This is a genomic window from Streptomyces sp. NPDC034103 (assembly GCF_055575395.1).
Genome location: NZ_JBVISS010000004.1, coordinates 273883 through 288828 on the forward strand (window position 1 = coordinate 273883; position 14946 = coordinate 288828).

16 protein-coding genes are annotated in these 14946 nt (G+C 72.6%); 6 read left to right on the top strand and 10 right to left on the bottom strand.

Translation table 11 applies throughout. The annotated features are described in order from the left end of the window. Positions 1-33: 33 nt before the first annotated feature. A complete protein-coding gene (locus tag ACZ56U_RS10635) occupies positions 34-867 on the bottom strand; it encodes a SigB/SigF/SigG family RNA polymerase sigma factor (protein ID WP_469083651.1) in 834 nt (277 codons plus the stop codon). A gap of 189 nt (positions 868-1056) precedes the next feature. Next, positions 1057-1476 carry an ATP-binding protein gene (locus ACZ56U_RS10640; RefSeq protein WP_469083652.1) on the bottom strand — a complete coding sequence of 140 codons (420 nt, stop codon included), beginning with the start codon at positions 1474-1476 and terminating at the stop codon, positions 1057-1059. Positions 1477-1664: 188 nt separating this feature from the next. On the opposite strand from ACZ56U_RS10640, the gene ACZ56U_RS10645 reads away from it, so the two are divergent. Together ACZ56U_RS10645 and ACZ56U_RS10650 are read left to right on the top strand one after the other, a co-directional pair. Further along, on the top strand, positions 1665-1931 hold the full coding sequence (locus ACZ56U_RS10645) for a hypothetical protein (RefSeq protein WP_469083653.1): 267 nt from the start codon (positions 1665-1667) through the stop codon (positions 1929-1931). A gap of 316 nt (positions 1932-2247) precedes the next feature. Continuing rightward, complete coding sequence (locus ACZ56U_RS10650) at positions 2248-2700, top strand: cyclic nucleotide-binding domain-containing protein (RefSeq protein ID WP_469083654.1); 453 nt, start codon at positions 2248-2250, stop codon at positions 2698-2700. 138 nt (positions 2701-2838) lie between these two features. On the opposite strand, the gene ACZ56U_RS10655 is transcribed toward ACZ56U_RS10650, so the two are convergent. Continuing rightward, positions 2839-3456, bottom strand: coding sequence for a LysE/ArgO family amino acid transporter (locus ACZ56U_RS10655; RefSeq protein ID WP_469083655.1), 618 nt, complete (start codon positions 3454-3456; stop codon positions 2839-2841). Between the two features lie 69 nt (positions 3457-3525). On the opposite strand from ACZ56U_RS10655, the gene ACZ56U_RS10660 reads away from it, so the two are divergent. Next, positions 3526-4425: a LysR family transcriptional regulator ArgP gene (locus ACZ56U_RS10660; protein ID WP_469083656.1), complete on the top strand. Its 900-nt coding sequence runs from the start codon at positions 3526-3528 to the stop codon at positions 4423-4425. Positions 4426-4462: 37 nt separating this feature from the next. Here the strand turns inward: ACZ56U_RS10660 and ACZ56U_RS10665 are convergent, their stop codons facing one another. Beyond that, on the bottom strand, positions 4463-5179 hold the full coding sequence (locus ACZ56U_RS10665) for a TetR/AcrR family transcriptional regulator (RefSeq protein WP_469083657.1): 717 nt from the start codon (positions 5177-5179) through the stop codon (positions 4463-4465). Positions 5180-5288: 109 nt separating this feature from the next. Between ACZ56U_RS10665 and ACZ56U_RS10670 the strand changes: the two genes are divergently transcribed. Both ACZ56U_RS10670 and ACZ56U_RS10675 read left to right on the top strand, forming a co-directional pair. Continuing rightward, positions 5289-6509 carry a saccharopine dehydrogenase family protein gene (locus ACZ56U_RS10670; protein ID WP_469083658.1) on the top strand — a complete coding sequence of 407 codons (1221 nt, stop codon included), beginning with the start codon at positions 5289-5291 and terminating at the stop codon, positions 6507-6509. A gap of 110 nt (positions 6510-6619) precedes the next feature. After that, entirely contained in the window at positions 6620-6874 is a 255-nt protein-coding gene (locus ACZ56U_RS10675; protein WP_469083659.1) for a WhiB family transcriptional regulator, read from the top strand. Here the strand turns inward: ACZ56U_RS10675 and ACZ56U_RS10680 are convergent. The 4 genes from ACZ56U_RS10680 to ACZ56U_RS10695 are packed head-to-tail and all read right to left on the bottom strand — an operon-like array spanning position 6830 to position 11520. Further along, entirely contained in the window at positions 6830-8659 is a 1830-nt protein-coding gene (locus ACZ56U_RS10680; RefSeq protein ID WP_469083660.1) for a sensor histidine kinase, read from the bottom strand. The two genes, ACZ56U_RS10675 and ACZ56U_RS10680, sit on opposite strands and share 45 nt — an antisense overlap. Beyond that, positions 8656-9330: a response regulator transcription factor gene (locus ACZ56U_RS10685; protein WP_469083661.1), complete on the bottom strand. Its 675-nt coding sequence runs from the start codon at positions 9328-9330 to the stop codon at positions 8656-8658. Before ACZ56U_RS10685 ends, ACZ56U_RS10680 begins: the two co-directional genes overlap by 4 nt. A 19-nt stretch (positions 9331-9349) precedes the next feature. Further along, a complete protein-coding gene (locus tag ACZ56U_RS10690; protein WP_469083662.1) occupies positions 9350-10093 on the bottom strand; it encodes a L,D-transpeptidase family protein in 744 nt (247 codons plus the stop codon). A 41-nt stretch (positions 10094-10134) separates the two neighbouring features. Then, positions 10135-11520, bottom strand: a complete 1386-nt coding sequence (locus ACZ56U_RS10695; RefSeq protein ID WP_469083663.1) for a M1 family metallopeptidase — start codon at positions 11518-11520, stop codon at positions 10135-10137. Between the two features lie 142 nt (positions 11521-11662). On the opposite strand from ACZ56U_RS10695, the gene ACZ56U_RS10700 reads away from it, so the two are divergent. Next, on the top strand, positions 11663-12010 hold the full coding sequence (locus ACZ56U_RS10700) for a DUF488 domain-containing protein (protein ID WP_469083664.1): 348 nt from the start codon (positions 11663-11665) through the stop codon (positions 12008-12010). A gap of 598 nt (positions 12011-12608) precedes the next feature. Here the strand turns inward: ACZ56U_RS10700 and ACZ56U_RS10705 are convergent. Both ACZ56U_RS10705 and ACZ56U_RS10710 read right to left on the bottom strand, forming a co-directional pair. After that, positions 12609-14282: an FAD-binding dehydrogenase gene (locus tag ACZ56U_RS10705; protein ID WP_469083665.1), complete on the bottom strand. Its 1674-nt coding sequence runs from the start codon at positions 14280-14282 to the stop codon at positions 12609-12611. 16 nt (positions 14283-14298) lie between these two features. After that, positions 14299-14937, bottom strand: coding sequence for a TetR/AcrR family transcriptional regulator (locus ACZ56U_RS10710; RefSeq protein WP_469083666.1), 639 nt, complete (start codon positions 14935-14937; stop codon positions 14299-14301). Positions 14938-14946: the final 9 nt, after the last annotated feature.

Genomic DNA, 14946 nt, shown 5'->3' on the forward strand with positions numbered 1-14946 from the left:
GGACACGCGCCTGCCCCGATCCGGGCCGGGCGGTCACAGGCTCGTGCGCTCGCCCATCACTTCGGCGCGCACGCGGGCGCAGCTGCGGCTGATCAGCCGCGAGACGTGCATCTGGGAGATGCCCAGCTGGTCGGCGATCCGGCTCTGTGTCATGTCCTCGAAGAAGCGCATGTAGAGAATGGCGCGCTCACGTTCGGGCAGTCGGCTCAGCCCCGCCTTGGCGGATTCCCGGTCCACCACGGTGTCGAACGAGGAGTCGGAGCTGCCGAGGGTGTCGGCGAGGCTGTATCCGTCGTCGTCGGAGGAGAGCTCGGCGTCCAGCGACAGCGCGCTGAAGCTCTCCAGCGCCTCCAGGCCGGCGGCGACCTCTTCCTCGGTCAGGCCGGTGTGGGCGGCGAGCTCCGCGGCGGTGGGCTCGGCGCTGCCCGGGGTCTGGGTGAGCTCCCGGCGGGCCACCCGGACCTTGTTGCGGAGTTCCTGCACCCGGCGGGGCACCCGCAGCGCCCACATGCGGTCGCGGAAGTGCCGCTTGACCTCGCCGGTGATGGTGGGCACGGCGTAGCTCTCGAAGGCGCCGCGCTCCGGGTCGAAGCGGTCGACGGCCTTCACCAGGCCGAGGGCCGCGACCTGGCGCAGGTCCTCGATGGACTCGCCGCGCTCGCGAAAGCGGCCGGCGATCCGGTGGGCCATGGGGAGCCAGGCGGTGACCAGCTCGTCTCGTACGGCGTCCCGCTCGGGACCCTCCTCCAGAGTGGCCAGCCGGGCGAACAGGGCCGCGGTGTCGGGAGCGTCGTCGTGGCGTCGCTTGGTGGCGGAGGTGGTCGTGACGGGCGTGCCGGGACGGCTTGTCGACATGTCGATGCGCATGCGGAATCGCTCCTGAACGGTGGTTTCAGGGAATTACCACGGGAGCAGAGGGTCGGCTGAACACCCGAAGGGATTCCTGGGGCAGCCGTATCGCTCCCGCTGACGCGCCTCCGGTCCGAAGCACGAAACTGCGTCTGCCCTCACCCCGGGGGTCCAAACTCCGCTTTGGCGCGAAAGACGGGACGACTCTCAGGACAGGGGCACGACAGCGGTGATGCACTTGCCTCCGCAGGGCAGATCCGTGACCCGGACATCGCGGGCCAGCCGGCACACGAGGGGCCAGCCGAGGCCGCCGACGCGGCGCCGTCCGCGCACGTCGACCGGGCCCAGGGCCTCGGGGAAGGCGTCGCTGCGGTCGCTCACGGAGACCCGGACACCGGGCTCGACGATGTCGACGTGGAAGTCGGTGACCCCGCCGCCGTGCAGGATCGCGTTGGAGGTGAGTTCGGAGGCGACCAGCAGGGCGTCCGCCAGTGCCTCACGGTCGCAGGTGGTGTGGGTGGCGCGGCATCGCTCGGCCACGGCACGTTCGACTGCTCGGCGCGCCTCGGCCGGGTGGGTCGGCCGTCGGCACCGATCGGTTGATTCGGTCCTGCGCATTTCGCACATCCCTGGGCTCCCTGATGAGTGGGGGGTGGGCCAGGCGCTCGCGGACGGCACGGCGATCCCACCCGGCGGCAGCGGGTGCCACACTGCGCGAGCGCTGAAAGGGTCTCCCCTTCCGGCTGACCTTTCCGGAGCCTGTCAAACCTTGTGCGCGGGGTCGTCCGACGTCACTTGCTGGGTACCCGAGGGCCATGGCAGATGTCGTGGATTCAGATGAACTGTTGCGCCGCATGCATCGCGCCCGGGCCTGCGCCCTGGAGGAGGAGCGCGCCTGGCAGTCCCGGAGCGAGGCCCTGCGGTCGAGCGACCCGGCGGGCTCGCGCGACGCGGCCGTGCGGACGCTCGCCTACGAGGCGGTGCTCAGGGTGCTGGACGAGATCCTCACCCCGGGCAGGCAGCCCGAGGGGGCCGAACCATCCCCTGGGCAGCCTGGCTCCGGGGAACCGGGGGCCCCGTGACGGTGGATCACACGCAGGCACCGGTACTCGAAGGACGGAAGTGAAACGGGTCACGTGACCGGCTTTCGTATACGCAAAAGCAGCCGGGATGGTTTACGGTTCATCCATACGTGGTCATGGGGTCGACCCTAGCGTCCCCCTTGCGCCACCTCTGTACGGCCCTGGCTGGCCTCCCCCGTCCAGCCAGGGCTTTTTCATGCCCGCGCGCCGACGGCGAGGCACAAGTCGTCCGCCGAGGTGCCCCGGCCGCCCGCAGCGGCTGAAATGGGCGTAGGGAAAGCACCGGAACCGAGTCGTCGGCGAGGAGCCCCGCGTCATGACCAAAGCGATCAAACTGCTCACCGCGCTGCCCCCGCCCCAGCGGCAGCGCCTGACGGCCCTGGCCCGGGAGGTCTCCTTCCCCGAGGACACCCGGATCTTCGAGGCAGGGGGTACGGCCGACCGCTTCTGGGTCATCCGCTCCGGCGCGGTCTCCCTGGACCAGCAGGTGACATCCCTGCAGCGGGTGACCGTGGCCGGACTCGGCGCCGGGGACCTGCTCGGCTGGTCGTGGCTGTTCCCACCGCACCAGTGGGACTTCGGCGCGGTGGCCTTCAGCCCCGTACGCGCCTACGAGTTCGACGCGGCGGCGGTGCTCGCCCTGTGCGAGGAGGATCCCCAGCTCGGCCTGATCCTGGTGCGCAGCGTCGCCGAGATCCTGGCGCACCGGCTGGAGACGACCCGGGGCAAGCTGCTGGAGCAGTACTCCCTGCATCGGCGCGCCCGGTAGCGGACCAGACGCCGTGACGGGGACCGCGGCGGCCAGGGCCGGCATCACCGGGACGACCCGGACGCCACCTGCTGGCAGCCGCGCCCCAGCACCGCCGGGGCCGGTGATCCCGGCTTCCGGACGCCGCGGAGCCGCCGTTCAGGCGTCCGCGATCAGCATGCCGCCCATGGCGATCATCGTGACGGCGACCAGTCCGTCCAGGACGCGCCAGGCGGTGGGCCTGGTCAGGAACCGGCCGAGCAGCCGGGCTCCGAAGCCCAGGGCCGCGAACCAGCACAGGCTGGCGCACGCGGCGCCCAGCCCGAAGGTCCAGCGCAGGTCTCCCCGGTCGGCGGCGACGGAGCCCAGCAGGAAGACGGTGTCGAGGTAGACGTGCGGGTTGAGCCAGGTGAGCGCCAGGCAGGTCAGGACCGCCCGCCTGCGGGAGCCCGCCGCCTCGCCGTCCGCCCGCAGCGCGCCCGCCGCCGGTCGGAACACCCGACGGGCGGCGAGGGCGCCGTAGCAGAGCAGGAAGGCGCCGCCGATCCAGCCGACCGCGCTCAGCGCCCCGGGCCACGCCACCACCAGGGCACCGAGGCCGCCGACGCCCAACGCGATGAGGGCCGCGTCCGACAGGGCGCAGATGCCGACGACGGCGAGGACGGAGTCGCGGCGGACCCCCTGCCGCAGCACGAAGGCGTTCTGGGCGCCGATGGCGACGATGAGCGAGAGGCCGGTGCCGAATCCGGCGACGGCGGCGGTGAGCGATGCGGTCATGGCCCCGACGCTAGGGAACGCCACATCTGGAGTACAGCTAAAGATTCTTACGTATCATTAGCCCTCGTGATGTCAGAGCTTCCCCTCGACCAGGTCCGGACCCTGCTGGCCGTGGTCGACGAGGGCACCTTCGACGCCGCCGCCGCAGCCCTGCATCTGACGCCGTCGGCGGTGAGCCAGCGGGTCAAGGCGCTGGAACAGCGCACCGGCCGGGTGCTGCTGGTGCGCACCAAGCCGGTGCGGCCGACCCAGTCCGGCGAGGTGGTCGTGCGGTTCGCGCGGCAGCTGGCGCGCCTCGAGCGCGACGCGCGGGCCGAGCTCGGGATGAGCGCCGCCGGGGAGGCCACGCGCGTGTCGGTCGCGGTCAACGCCGACTCGCTGGCGACCTGGTTCCTCCCGGCCCTCACCCGGCTCCCGGACGGGCTCCGGCTCACCTTCGAGCTGCACCGCGAGGACGAGGAGCACACGGCGACGCTGCTGCGGGAGGGCCTGGTGATGGCAGCGGTGACCGCCTCGCCGGACGCCGTCTCGGGCTGCTCGGTGCGGCTGCTGGGACGGATGCGGTACTACGCCGTGGCGAGCCCGGGGTTCGTCGACCGGCACCTCGGTGACGGCCCCCTGCACGAAGCGCTCGCGCGGGCCCCCTCGGTGGCCTTCGACCGGCGCGACTCCTACCAGGACCGCTTCGCACGGAGCCTGCGCGGGGGCCGGAACGGTGCGAGTCCGACCCGTCACCACGTGCCCACCTCGGAGGGCTTCGTCGCGGCCGTCGCCCTCGGCCTGGGCTGGGGCATGGTCCCCGAGGTACAGGCCGCGCCCCTGCTGGACGCGGGCACCTTGGTCCATCTCGCGCCCGACCGCCCCATGGACGCGCCCCTGTACTGGCAGCAGTGGAAGCTGGACTCCCCCGCGCTGGCGGCCGTGGCCAAGGCGGTCGCGACCGCGGCGGCAAAGACCCTCGACGCCTGACGGGCAACCCTGCGGGGGCATGGAACAGCGAGGAGCACTACGACGCTTCACCGAGCAGCACGGCGAGCTGGGTCTCGGCGCTGTCCAGCAGCATCTCCAGCGCGGTCGGGTAGGCGCTGTGCACCATCCGCCCCGCCAGCAGCGGTGCCGCCTCCGCGATCCGCGGGTGCGTGGTCCGGGGCAGGCGGGCGTAGGTCGAGCGCCACTTGTCCTCGTCGGCGTGGAGCGCGGCGCTCGGCAGGGCCAGGGAGGCGGCGTCGAGGGCGGCGAAGGCCAGGGTCTGGTCGATGAAGGCGTGATAGATGCGCACGGTATCCGGCAGCGGGAAACCCGCGGTGCGCAGGACGTCCAGGACCGCCTCGTCGGCGGCGAGTTCGCTCGGGCGTCCGGTGACCCGGTTCGCGGTCAGCAGGGCGGCCTGCGGATGGGCGACGTAGGCCGCGTGGACGCGCAGCCCGACGGCGCGCAGGTCCGTCCGCCACTGCCCCGTCGGCTCCCAGCCGCGCAGCGCCTGCCCGATGAGCGCGTCGCCGATGGCGAGCGTCAGGTCGTCCATGCCGCGGAAGTAGCGGTAGAGCGTGCTCGGGTCGGCGTCCAGGGCGAGGCCGAGCCTGCGCGCGGTGAGCCCGGTGCTGCCGTGCTCCCGCAGCATCCGCAGCGCGGTCTCCACGATCAGCGCCTCGGACAGCACGGTGCCGCTCCTGGTGGGGCGACGCCGGCGCCGCTTCTCCTCGGGTACCACGGCCTTCGGCATGGCTCGCCTCCTTATGCCAACGCCATTGACCTTAACCGAGCGGGCGGCGTTGTATCTCCGACAGGGGCCCCACCGATGTCTTCGACCTTCGACCGACGGAGTGCTTGTCATGCGTGTACTGCTCGTGGGAGCCGGTGGAGTGGGCACCGCCATCACCCGGATCGCGGCCCGGCGGCCGTTCTTCGAGGCGATGGTGGTGGCGGACTACGACCTCGCCCGCGCCGAGGCCGCCGTCGCGGCCCTGGGCGGGAAGGACGGCCGCTTCCTGGCCGAACGCGTCGACGCGAGCGAGGAGACGGCCGTGGCCGCGCTGCTGGAGCGGCACGCGTGCGACGTCCTGCTCAACGCGACCGACCCGCGCTTCGTGATGCCGCTGTTCCGGGCCGCGGGCAGCGCCGGGGCCACCTATGTCGACATGGCGATGTCCCTGTCCCGGCCGCACCCGGAGCGCCCCTACGACGAGTGCGGGGTGAAGCTCGGCGACGCCCAGTTCGAGGCGTCCGTCGACTGGGAGAAGGCCGGCGTGCTGGCGCTCGTCGGCATGGGCGTGGAACCGGGTCTGTCGGACGTCTTCGCCCGGTACGCGGCCGACGAACTCTTCGACGAGATCGAGGAGATCGGCATCCGCGACGGCGCCGACCTCACCGTCGACGGCTATGACTTCGCCCCCTCCTTCAACATCTGGACCACCATCGAGGAGTGCCTGAACCCGCCGGTCGTCTACGAGGCCGAGCGCGGCTGGTTCACCACCGAGCCGTTCAGCGAGCCCGAGGTCTTCGACTTCCCCGAGGGCATCGGCCCGGTGGAGTGCGTGAACGTCGAGCACGAGGAGGTGCTGCTCGTCCCTCGCTGGATCGACGCCCAGCGGGTCACCTTCAAGTACGGCCTGGGCGAGGAGTTCATCCAGACCCTCAGGACGCTGCACCTCCTCGGCCTGGACCGCACGGAGACGGTCACCGTCCCGAGCGCCGACGGTCCGGTGCGGGTCTCGCCCCGGGACGTCGTCGCCGCCTGCCTCCCCGACCCGGCGGCGCTGGGCGAGCGGATGCGCGGCAAGACCTGCGCGGGCACCTGGGTGAAGGGCCGCAAGGACGGGGCGCCGCGCGAGGTGTACCTCTACCACGTGGTGGACAACCAGTGGTCCATGACCGAGTACGGCTGCCAGGCCGTGGTCTGGCAGACGGCGATCAACCCGGTCGTCGCCCTCGAACTCCTGGCCACGGGCGCCTGGTCGGGCTCGGGCGTGCTCGGCCCGGAGGCCTTCCCCGCCGGACCCTTCCTCGATCTGCTGACCGCGTACGGCTCTCCGTGGGGTCTGCGCGAGCAGTGAGAGACCGGTTTTCCCAGAACTCCGTTGTTTCACATACGCATCGACAGGTGACCCGTCAGCGAGTAAGCCATTCGTGAGGGCACGGACGACTTGGAGCGCAGGTGACAACCATGGAGAACTGGCGAGACCATGCCGCGTGCCGCCAGGAGGACCCCGACCTCTTCTTCCCGATCGGCAACACCGGCCCGGCACTGGTGCAGGTGGAACAGGCGAAGGCGGTCTGCCACCAATGCCCGGTCCGGACGCAGTGCCTGGAGTGGGCCCTGGACTCCGGGCAGGCCATCGGTGTGTGGGGCGGCACGAGCGAGACCGAACGACGTTCACTCCAGCGGCGCCGGGCCAGGGCCGGGCGTGCCTCCGGCTAGCCCCGGCAGCCGCAGGGTGAAGACACTCCCCACTCCCGGTTCGCTCGCCACCTGGACCGTGCCGCCGTGCGCGGCCACCAGGTGGCGGACGATCGGCAGACCCAGACCGCTGCCGCCGGTACGACGGCTGCGGGACTTCTCGGCCCGCCAGAACCGGTCGAACACATGGGGCAGATCGTCGGCCTCGATCCCGCTGCCGGTGTCGGTGACGTCGAGGACGACCTCGTCGCCGTCGCACCGGCCGGACAGCGTGACGGCGCCGCCCTCGGGCGTGTGGCGCAGCGCGTTGGAGACGAGATTGCCGAGCGCCTGCCGCAACCGCACCGGGTCGGCGTCCAGCCACGGCTCGCCCTCCGCCCGGTCACGCAGGGCGACGCCCGCCGTGTCGGCCGCCACCCGGTAGGCCGCGGCGACCTGGCCGATCAGTTCGTCGACGCGGACGGGTTCGCGGTGCATCCGCAGCGTGCCCGCGTCGGCGGCGGCGAGGTCCTGGAGGTCGTCGATGACGCGCTGGAGCACGAGGGCCTCCTCGTGCAGGGAGCCGAGCAGAGCGGGGTCCGGATCGACGACACCGTCCTTGGTGACCTCCAGCCAGCCCCGGATGTTGGTGAGCGGGCTGCGCAGTTCATGGGCGATGTCACTGACCATGGCCTTGCGCTGGGCCTCCAGCCGTTCCCGGCGCTCGGTCAGGTCGTTGAAGGCCGCGGCGAGGATGCCGGTCTCGTCCCGTGTCGTCACCGGCACGCGCACGTGCAGTTCCGGCGGCTGCTGAGCCGCTGCCGTCAGCGCGCGCAGCGGCCTGACCAGCCGGGTGGCGACCACCGCGGTCACGGCGACGGTGACGGCGAGCACCAGCCCGGCGGCGCCGACGACCTTGGCCTTGTTGCCCGGGGACATGTCGAAGCGCACGGCGGCCCGGTCCCCACCGCCCAGGAACAGCTCGGCGGTCGGCGCGACATAGGGGTCGAGCTGAGCGCGGCGGCCGCTGTCGACGCACTCCTGGATGGTGCGGGCAGCCGCGGAGCCGGGTACCACGTCGGTCTTTCCCAGCTGGTACCCGAGCGGGCCCCGGTCGGTGCCGTCGAGGGACACGAACATGGGCACGGCGGACTTCAGATCGTCGCGGCCGAGGCAGCCACGCGCCCGTTCCATCAGGTCCGCGAGGGCCTTACTCTCCCCGGGGGTCGGGGAGTTGAGCTTGCCGTCGGCACACTCGAGGGGCGTGTCGTCGTCCCCGCTGAGGACCGGACGGCCGCTCGGCGTCTGAAGGATGCGCGTCTCGATGCCGTTGCGGGCGAAGCACGACTGCCGCACCAAGGCCAGCTTGCCCCACCGGGCCCGCTCCCCGGCGGTCAGCCGGTACGGCCCCACCACCCGCGGATCGATGCCGCTGCGCTGTGCTCCGCGCTCGGTGTACGTGTCGGTGCGCAGGGGGTCCACGGTGGCCGCGGCGCGCGGCGGCAGGGAGGTGCCCGCCGGCGCGGAGTCCACGATGGTCCGGCGGCCGGTGGTGGTCAGGGCGACCCTGCGGCCGATCTTCTCCGACAGGGACCGCACGAGCCCGTCGACGCCCTTCCAGTCGGGGTGCGTCGCGGCGTACCCGCTGAGCCGCGCCAGGACCTCCGTGTCCTCGGCGAGCACCTGCCCCTGTTCCTCCCGCAGCGCCTGGGTGGTGGTCGCCACCGCGAGCCAGGCCGTCGCCGCCACCGAGCAGACCGCGATCAGGGCGGAGGCGAAGAGCAACCGTACGAGCAGGCGCTTGCGCAGGGGTATGCCGACGCTCATCCCCGGCCGCCGCTCAGCTTGTAGCCGACGCCGAACACCGTCAGCAGCCGGGTCGGCCTGCGTGGATCCGTCTCGATCTTCCGGCGCAGGTTCATGATGTGGACGTCCACGGCCCGTTCCGTGGAGGCCCGGTCGATGCCGCGGGTGCACTCCAGCAACTGCCGCCGGGAGAAGACCCGTTCGGGCTCGGCGGTCATGGCGAGGAGGATCGCGAACTCGGCGGGCGTGCACTCCACCTCCGCCCCCTCGCACCGCACTTCGTGCCGGACGGGATCGACCTGCAGCCCGGCGGCCCGCACGGGGCCGCGTCCGCTGCGCCGCAGCACGGTGCGGATCCGCGCCATCAGCTCACGCGGGCTGTAGGGCTTGGTCATGTAGTCGTCGGCGCCCACGTCCAGGCCGAGCAGCACGTCGTCCTCGGTGGAGCGGGCGGTGAGCATCAGCACCGGGATGTCGTCCGCCCGCCGCAGCTCCCGGCACACGCCGAGGCCGTCGATCACGGGCAGCATCAGGTCCAGCACGACCAGGTCGGGTCCGAGCCGTCGCACCGCGTCGAGGGCGGCCCGGCCGTCGTGGACCACGGTGGCGGTGTGGCCCTCCGCCAGCAGGGAGCGCCGTATGAGTTCGGCCTGCATCTCGTCGTCCTCGGCGACCATCACATGTGCGCACACCTGGCGGATCCTAAGCCGCTCAGCGGGCCAGGGACTCGGCGTCGCCCATGACGACGACCGGTCGGCGGTCCGGGTCCAGCGCCAGGAGGAGCTCCTTCATGTGTTTCTCGGCGAGGCTCACGCAGCCTTGGGTGGGGCCGCCGTGGTCGACGTGCAGCCATATCCCGCCGCCGCGGCCCGCGCCGAGCGGGCGGGTCCAGTCGAGCGGCGAAGTGCCGGGTGCGCGGTTGTAGTTGATCGCGATGACGTAGTCGAAGGAGCCCGCGAGGGGCTCGCCCTCGAAGCCGGTGCCGGTCGCCGTGAAACCGCTGCCCCGGTCGTACGGCAGCCGGGTGCCCGGATCGCGGAGCAGTCCGCCGGCGTCGGTGAGGCCGTAGACGCCGATGGGTGAGCGCAGGTCGCCGGCGCGGTGGTGGTCGGTCCAGCCGCGCAGCGCGTTGTGCGCGGGCCAGGTGGGTCCGGCCACCCAGCCCGCGACGGTGCGCTCGTACAGGACGACGGAGGACCGCGGGGAGTTCTTGCCGCGTCCGGTGACGACGACAGCCTGACGGGTGTCCTCCGGCACCTTCGCCCACGTCTTCGGCCCCAGGCCGGGCAGTTGCCGCGGGGCGGCCTCCAGCGGGGAGACCGTCGGGGCGGGCTGGATCGTCGTGGTGGCCGGGGTCGGCGGCGGCCGCTCGCTGGTCACCGCCGCCCCTCCCCCGCACCCGGCGAGCACGAGAGAGGCGGCCAGCAGCGCCACCGGGGAAGTACGTGGGGTCATGCGTCGACCCTCGCCGACAGTTGTTTGGAACTCGTCAGGTTCTAGGCGGAGTTCGGTTTGCCCTGCCCGTACACCCAGGTGCGGAACAGGCCGTCCAGGTCCATGCCGGACTCCCGCTCCGCGAGCCGTACGAACTGGGCGGTCGTCCCGTGTCCGGCGCGGTGCTCGCCGGCCCAGGCCCGCAGGGTCCGGAAGAACACCCGGTCCCCGACGGCCTTGCGGAGCTGGTGCAGGGCCATCGCGCCGCGCGCGTAGACGGGCGTGCCGAAGATGTTCGCGCCGCTGCCCGGGGCGCCGGGCGGGAACTCCCACAGCCCGTCGCTCGCGGGGCGGGCGTACAACTCGTCGAAGGTCTTCTGCGCGCTGTCGCCGCCGTGCTGCTCGGCGTAGAGCCACTCGGCGTAGGTCGCGAAACCCTCGTTGAGCCAGATGTCCTTCCAGGAGGTCAGGCTGACGGAGTCGCCGAACCACTGGTGGGCGCTCTCGTGGACGAGGGTGCTCAGGTCGGGGGCCCGGTCGTACACCGGCCGCGTCTGTGTCTCCAGGGCGTAGCCGACGTCCGGGGCCCGGTCGACGATCGAGCCGGCGGCCTTGAAGGGGTAGGGCCCGAAGAGCTTGCTCTCCCAGGCGAGGACCGACGGCAGCTTCTTCAGGACGGGCGCGGCGGCGGCCGCCTCGCGCGGGTCGACGGCGTTGTAGACCTGGATGCCGTCGCGGGTGGTGTACCGCTCGACCTTGAACTTCCCGACCGTCGCGGTGGCCAGGTAGGCGGCCATCGGTTCGGCCTGGCGCCAGCGGAAGGTGGTCTGTCCGTGGGCGGTCGTCTGCCCGCGGTAGACCCCGTTGGCGACGGCGGTGTGGCCCTTGGGGACGGTGATCCTGAAGTCGTAGGACGCCTTGTCCGTGGGGTGGTTGTCGGCCGGGAACCAGGTCATCGCGCCCTGCGGCTCGCCGGCGACGAAGGCACCGTCGTCGGTGGGGATCCAGCCGTCGAGCGAGCCGTCGGGGTCGGTGACCGGCGCGGGCCTGCCCCGGTAGGTGACGGTGACGCGGAACCACTGCCCCTGGTGCAGGGTGCTCCGCGGGGTGACGACGAGTTCCTGTCCGTCGCGGCGGAAGTCGGCGCGGTGCCGGTCGACGGTGAGGCCGGTGACCTTCAGGCCGTGGAGGTCGAGGTCGAAGCGGCCGAGCTTCTGGGTGGCGCGGGCGTAGAGCACGGCCTTGCCGTCGAGGTGGCGGCTGCCCGGGTCGTAGCGGAGGGTCAGGTCGTAGTGCGCGACGCGGTAGCCGCCGTTCCCGGCGAGCGGGAAGTACGGGTCCCCGGCCCCCGGCGAGCCCGCCGACGGGGGCGCGGCGGCGCCCAGCAGCGCGGCCAGGGCGACGGGGACGGTGCCGAGGACGACGGCGCGTCCGACGGTCTGTGACACATGGGCTCCTGCGGTGGGGGGGTGGGAATCGACCTCACAGTAAGGGTGATCTCCGTCGGAACTCGCCCTGGATCCGGTCAAGAAGCCACGCGCCCCGCAGTACGCTCCCGGCAGCCCGCCCCCGGTCCAGAAAGGCACCGCCGTGAGCATTCGCGTACGCCGCGTCTACGAAGCGCCCTCGCCGGACGACGGCGTCCGTGTCCTGGTCGACCGGCTGTGGCCGCGCGGTCTGTCGAAGGACGCGGCACGGGTCGACGAGTGGCCCAAGGCCATGACCCCCTCGACCGAGCTGCGCCGCTGGTACCACGCGGGCGAGGGGTCCTACGAGGAGTTCGCCCGCCGCTACGAGGCGGAGCTGGCCGAGCCCGAGGCCGCCGAACTCCTGGACCGGCTCCGGGAGTCGGCCCACACGGGAACCGTCACCCTGCTGACGGCCGCGAAGTCCCCCGAGGAGAGCCACGCGACGGTACTCGCCCGCCTGCTGGGCTGACGCCCGGGGGTGGGACGGCGCGAGGGGTCGGGTCGAGGCCCGGGGTGACTCAGCCGGCCTGCTGGGGTGACGCCCGGGGTTGGGCTGCAGCCCAGGGGGCCTCAGCCGGCGTGTTGGGCTGACGCCCGGGGTTGGGCCGCTGCCTAGGGGTTGGGCTGACGCCCGGGGGCGGGCCAACGCCCGGGTGACTCAGCCGGTCTGCCGGGCCGACGCCCGGGGTTGGGCCGCTGCCCAGGGACTGGGCTGACGCCCGTCTGCTGGGCTGACGCCCGGGATTGGGCCTGAGCAAGGGGTCGGGCCAACGCCCGGGGAGACTCAGCCGGCCTGCCGGGGTGACGCCCAGGGTCGGGCTGCTGCCCAGGGGCTGGGATGCGACCCAGGGTAGGGCTGCTGCCCGTCTGCTGGGCTGACGCCCAGGGGCGGGCCAACGCCCGGGGTGACTCAGCCGGTGCCGGGCCGACGCCCCGGGTGACTCAGTCGGCCTGCTGAGCTCACGCCCGGGGCTGGGCTGACCCCCGGGGGTCGGGACGGCGCCCGGGTTTGGGCTGCTGCCCGGAGTTGGGATGCGACCCGGGGCTGGGCCGCTGCCCAGGGTGTCTCAGCCCGTCTGCTTCGCCGCTGCGCGGCCCGCCGCTCGGCCCGAGAAGAGGCAGCCGCCGAGGAAGGTGCCCTCCAGGGCGTTGTAGCCGTGGACGCCGCCGCCGCCGAAGCCGGCCACCTCACCGGCCGCGTACAGACCGCCGATCGGTTCGCCGTCGGTGCCCAGGGCGCGGGAGTCCAGGTCGGTCTGGATGCCGCCGAGGGTCTTGCGCGTCAGGACGTGCAGCTTGACGCCGATCAGCGGTCCGGCCGCCGGGTCCAGGAGGGGGTGCGGGGTGGCGACCCGGCCGAGCTTGTCGCCGATGTAGCGGCGGGCGTTGCGGATGCCCTGGATCTGGGCGTCCTTGCTGTAGGGGTTGGCGAGTTGGAGGTCGCGGGCCTCGATCTGACGGCGGACCCGGGCCGCGTCGAGGAGGGGCTTGTCGGTGAGCGCGTTCATCTTCTCGACGAGTTCCTCCAGACCGGTGGCGGTCACGAAGTCCGCGCCCTTGCGCAGGAACGCGTCCACCGGCCCCGGAGCGCCCTTGCCGAGCACGCGCGTCCTGAGGAAGCCGACGCGATCCTTGGCGGTGATGTCCGGGTTCTGCTCGGAGCCCGACAGCGCGAACTCCTTCTCGATGATCTTCTGGGTGAGGATGAACCAGGAGTGGTCGTGGCCGGCGATGTCCTCGGTGGTGCGCAGGTGCTTGAGGGTGCCGAGGGTGTCGTAGCCGGGCAGGCACGAGTCGGGCAGCCGGCGGCCGAGGGCGTCGAACCACATCGAAGATGGCCCGGGCAGGATGCGGATGCCGTGGCCGGGCCAGATCGGGTCCCAGTTCTGGATGCCCTCGGTGTAGTGCCACATCCGGTCACGGTTGACGAGCCGTACACCGGCGCGGGCGCTGATGTCGAGCATCCGGCCGTCGACGTACGCGGGGACGCCGGTGACCATCTCGCCGGGCGGGGTGCCCAGGCGCTCGGGCCAGTAGCGGCGGACGATGTCGTGGTTGGCGCCGATGCCTCCGGTGGTGACGACGACGGCCTGCGCGGTGAGTTCGAAGTCGCCGACGCGGTCGCGGTTGGACCGCACGCCCCGGGCGGAGTTGTCCTCGGCGAGGACGGTGCCGCGCACGCCCCGCGCCTGGCCGTCCTCGATGACCAGCTCGTCGACCTGGTGGCGGTGGTAGAAGGTGAGCAGCCCGTCGCGAGCCGCCTGCCTGGCATGGTCGACGAAGGGTTCGACGACACCCGTGCCGGTGCCCCAGGCGATGTGGAAGCGGGGTACGGAGTTGCCGTGCCCGTGCGCCCGCAGGTCGCCGCGCTCGGCCCAGCCGACGGTGGGCAGGAACTTGATGCCGTGGCCCTCCAGCCAGGACCGCTTCTCCCCCGCCGCGAACTCCACGTAGGCGCGCGCCCAGCGCACCGCCCAGGAGTCCTCGTCTTCCTCGCGGTCGAACCCGGCGCTGCCCTGCCAGTCGTTCCAGGCCAGGTCGAAGGAGTCCTTGATGCCGAGGCGGCGCTGTTCGGGCGAGTCGACGAGGAAGAGTCCGCCGAAGGACCAGAAGGCCTGGCCACCGAGGTTGGCGGCGTTCTCCTGGTCGACCAGCGCGACCCGCCGGCCCCGGCTGGTCAGTTCGTGCGCGGCGACCAGGCCCGCGAGCCCCGCTCCGACGACGATGACGTCGGCATCCATGGCGACCGTCCCTTCCTCATACGGTTGTCCCGCTGCCGTCGGTCAGCAGCGCGGTGAGCAGTTGCCCCAGCCAGGCCCGGGCGTGTTCGACGTCCCGGTCGAGCAGCAGTTGGGTGGTGACTCCGTCGTAGGCGGCCACCACGGCGTGGGCGGCGCCGTCGAGGTCGCCGAGCACGGCGGGCAGCGCGGCGTGGCCCCGCGCGCGGGCCAGCCGTTCGGCGACGGCCGCGCGCAGGCGCGCCCGGTGCTCCAGGAGGGTCTCGGCGACGGCGGGCTCCCGGGCGGCGTGCACCAGGAAGTCGGTCTTCACCAGCAGCCAGTCGCGGTCCAGGAGCAGCACCTCGGTGACCCGGTCGACGGCGGCCGGCACGTCGAGGTCGGGGCCGTCGAGGGCCAGCGCGCCGGCGACCTGGTCGGCGATCAGCTCGGCCCGCTGCTGGTAGAGGGCGAAGAAGAGCTCGTCGAGGCTGTCGAAGTTGGAGTAGAAGGCGCCGCGGCTGTAGCCGGCGGCCTCGCAGACCTCCTCGATGGAGACCCGCCCGAAGCCCTTGGCGGCGAAGACGGCGAAAGCGGCGTCCAGGAGGTTGGCGCGTGTGCGGACCCGGCGCTTGGTCACGCGCTTGGCCCCGTGCCTGGTCGCACCCTCCACTGCCATGCCCCCGCC

What these genes read in the sequence shown, in the direction of transcription:
- ACZ56U_RS10680 (WP_469083660.1), bottom strand. Translation starts at nt 8,659, where the DNA reads ATGAGCGTCGGCATACCCCTGCGCAAGCGCCTGCTCGTACGGTTGCTC.
- ACZ56U_RS10690 (WP_469083662.1), bottom strand. Translation starts at nt 10,093, where the DNA reads ATGACCCCACGTACTTCCCCGGTGGCGCTGCTGGCCGCCTCTCTCGTG.
- ACZ56U_RS10645 (WP_469083653.1), top strand. Translation starts at nt 1,665, where the DNA reads ATGGCAGATGTCGTGGATTCAGATGAACTGTTGCGCCGCATGCATCGC.
- ACZ56U_RS10640 (WP_469083652.1), bottom strand. Translation starts at nt 1,476, where the DNA reads ATGTGCGAAATGCGCAGGACCGAATCAACCGATCGGTGCCGACGGCCG.
- ACZ56U_RS10650 (WP_469083654.1), top strand. Translation starts at nt 2,248, where the DNA reads ATGACCAAAGCGATCAAACTGCTCACCGCGCTGCCCCCGCCCCAGCGG.
- ACZ56U_RS10670 (WP_469083658.1), top strand. Translation starts at nt 5,289, where the DNA reads ATGCGTGTACTGCTCGTGGGAGCCGGTGGAGTGGGCACCGCCATCACC.
- ACZ56U_RS10710 (WP_469083666.1), bottom strand. Translation starts at nt 14,937, where the DNA reads ATGGCAGTGGAGGGTGCGACCAGGCACGGGGCCAAGCGCGTGACCAAG.
- ACZ56U_RS10675 (WP_469083659.1), top strand. Translation starts at nt 6,620, where the DNA reads ATGGAGAACTGGCGAGACCATGCCGCGTGCCGCCAGGAGGACCCCGAC.
- ACZ56U_RS10660 (WP_469083656.1), top strand. Translation starts at nt 3,526, where the DNA reads ATGTCAGAGCTTCCCCTCGACCAGGTCCGGACCCTGCTGGCCGTGGTC.
- ACZ56U_RS10705 (WP_469083665.1), bottom strand. Translation starts at nt 14,282, where the DNA reads ATGGATGCCGACGTCATCGTCGTCGGAGCGGGGCTCGCGGGCCTGGTC.
- ACZ56U_RS10635 (WP_469083651.1), bottom strand. Translation starts at nt 867, where the DNA reads ATGCGCATCGACATGTCGACAAGCCGTCCCGGCACGCCCGTCACGACC.
- ACZ56U_RS10655 (WP_469083655.1), bottom strand. Translation starts at nt 3,456, where the DNA reads ATGACCGCATCGCTCACCGCCGCCGTCGCCGGATTCGGCACCGGCCTC.
- ACZ56U_RS10665 (WP_469083657.1), bottom strand. Translation starts at nt 5,179, where the DNA reads ATGCCGAAGGCCGTGGTACCCGAGGAGAAGCGGCGCCGGCGTCGCCCC.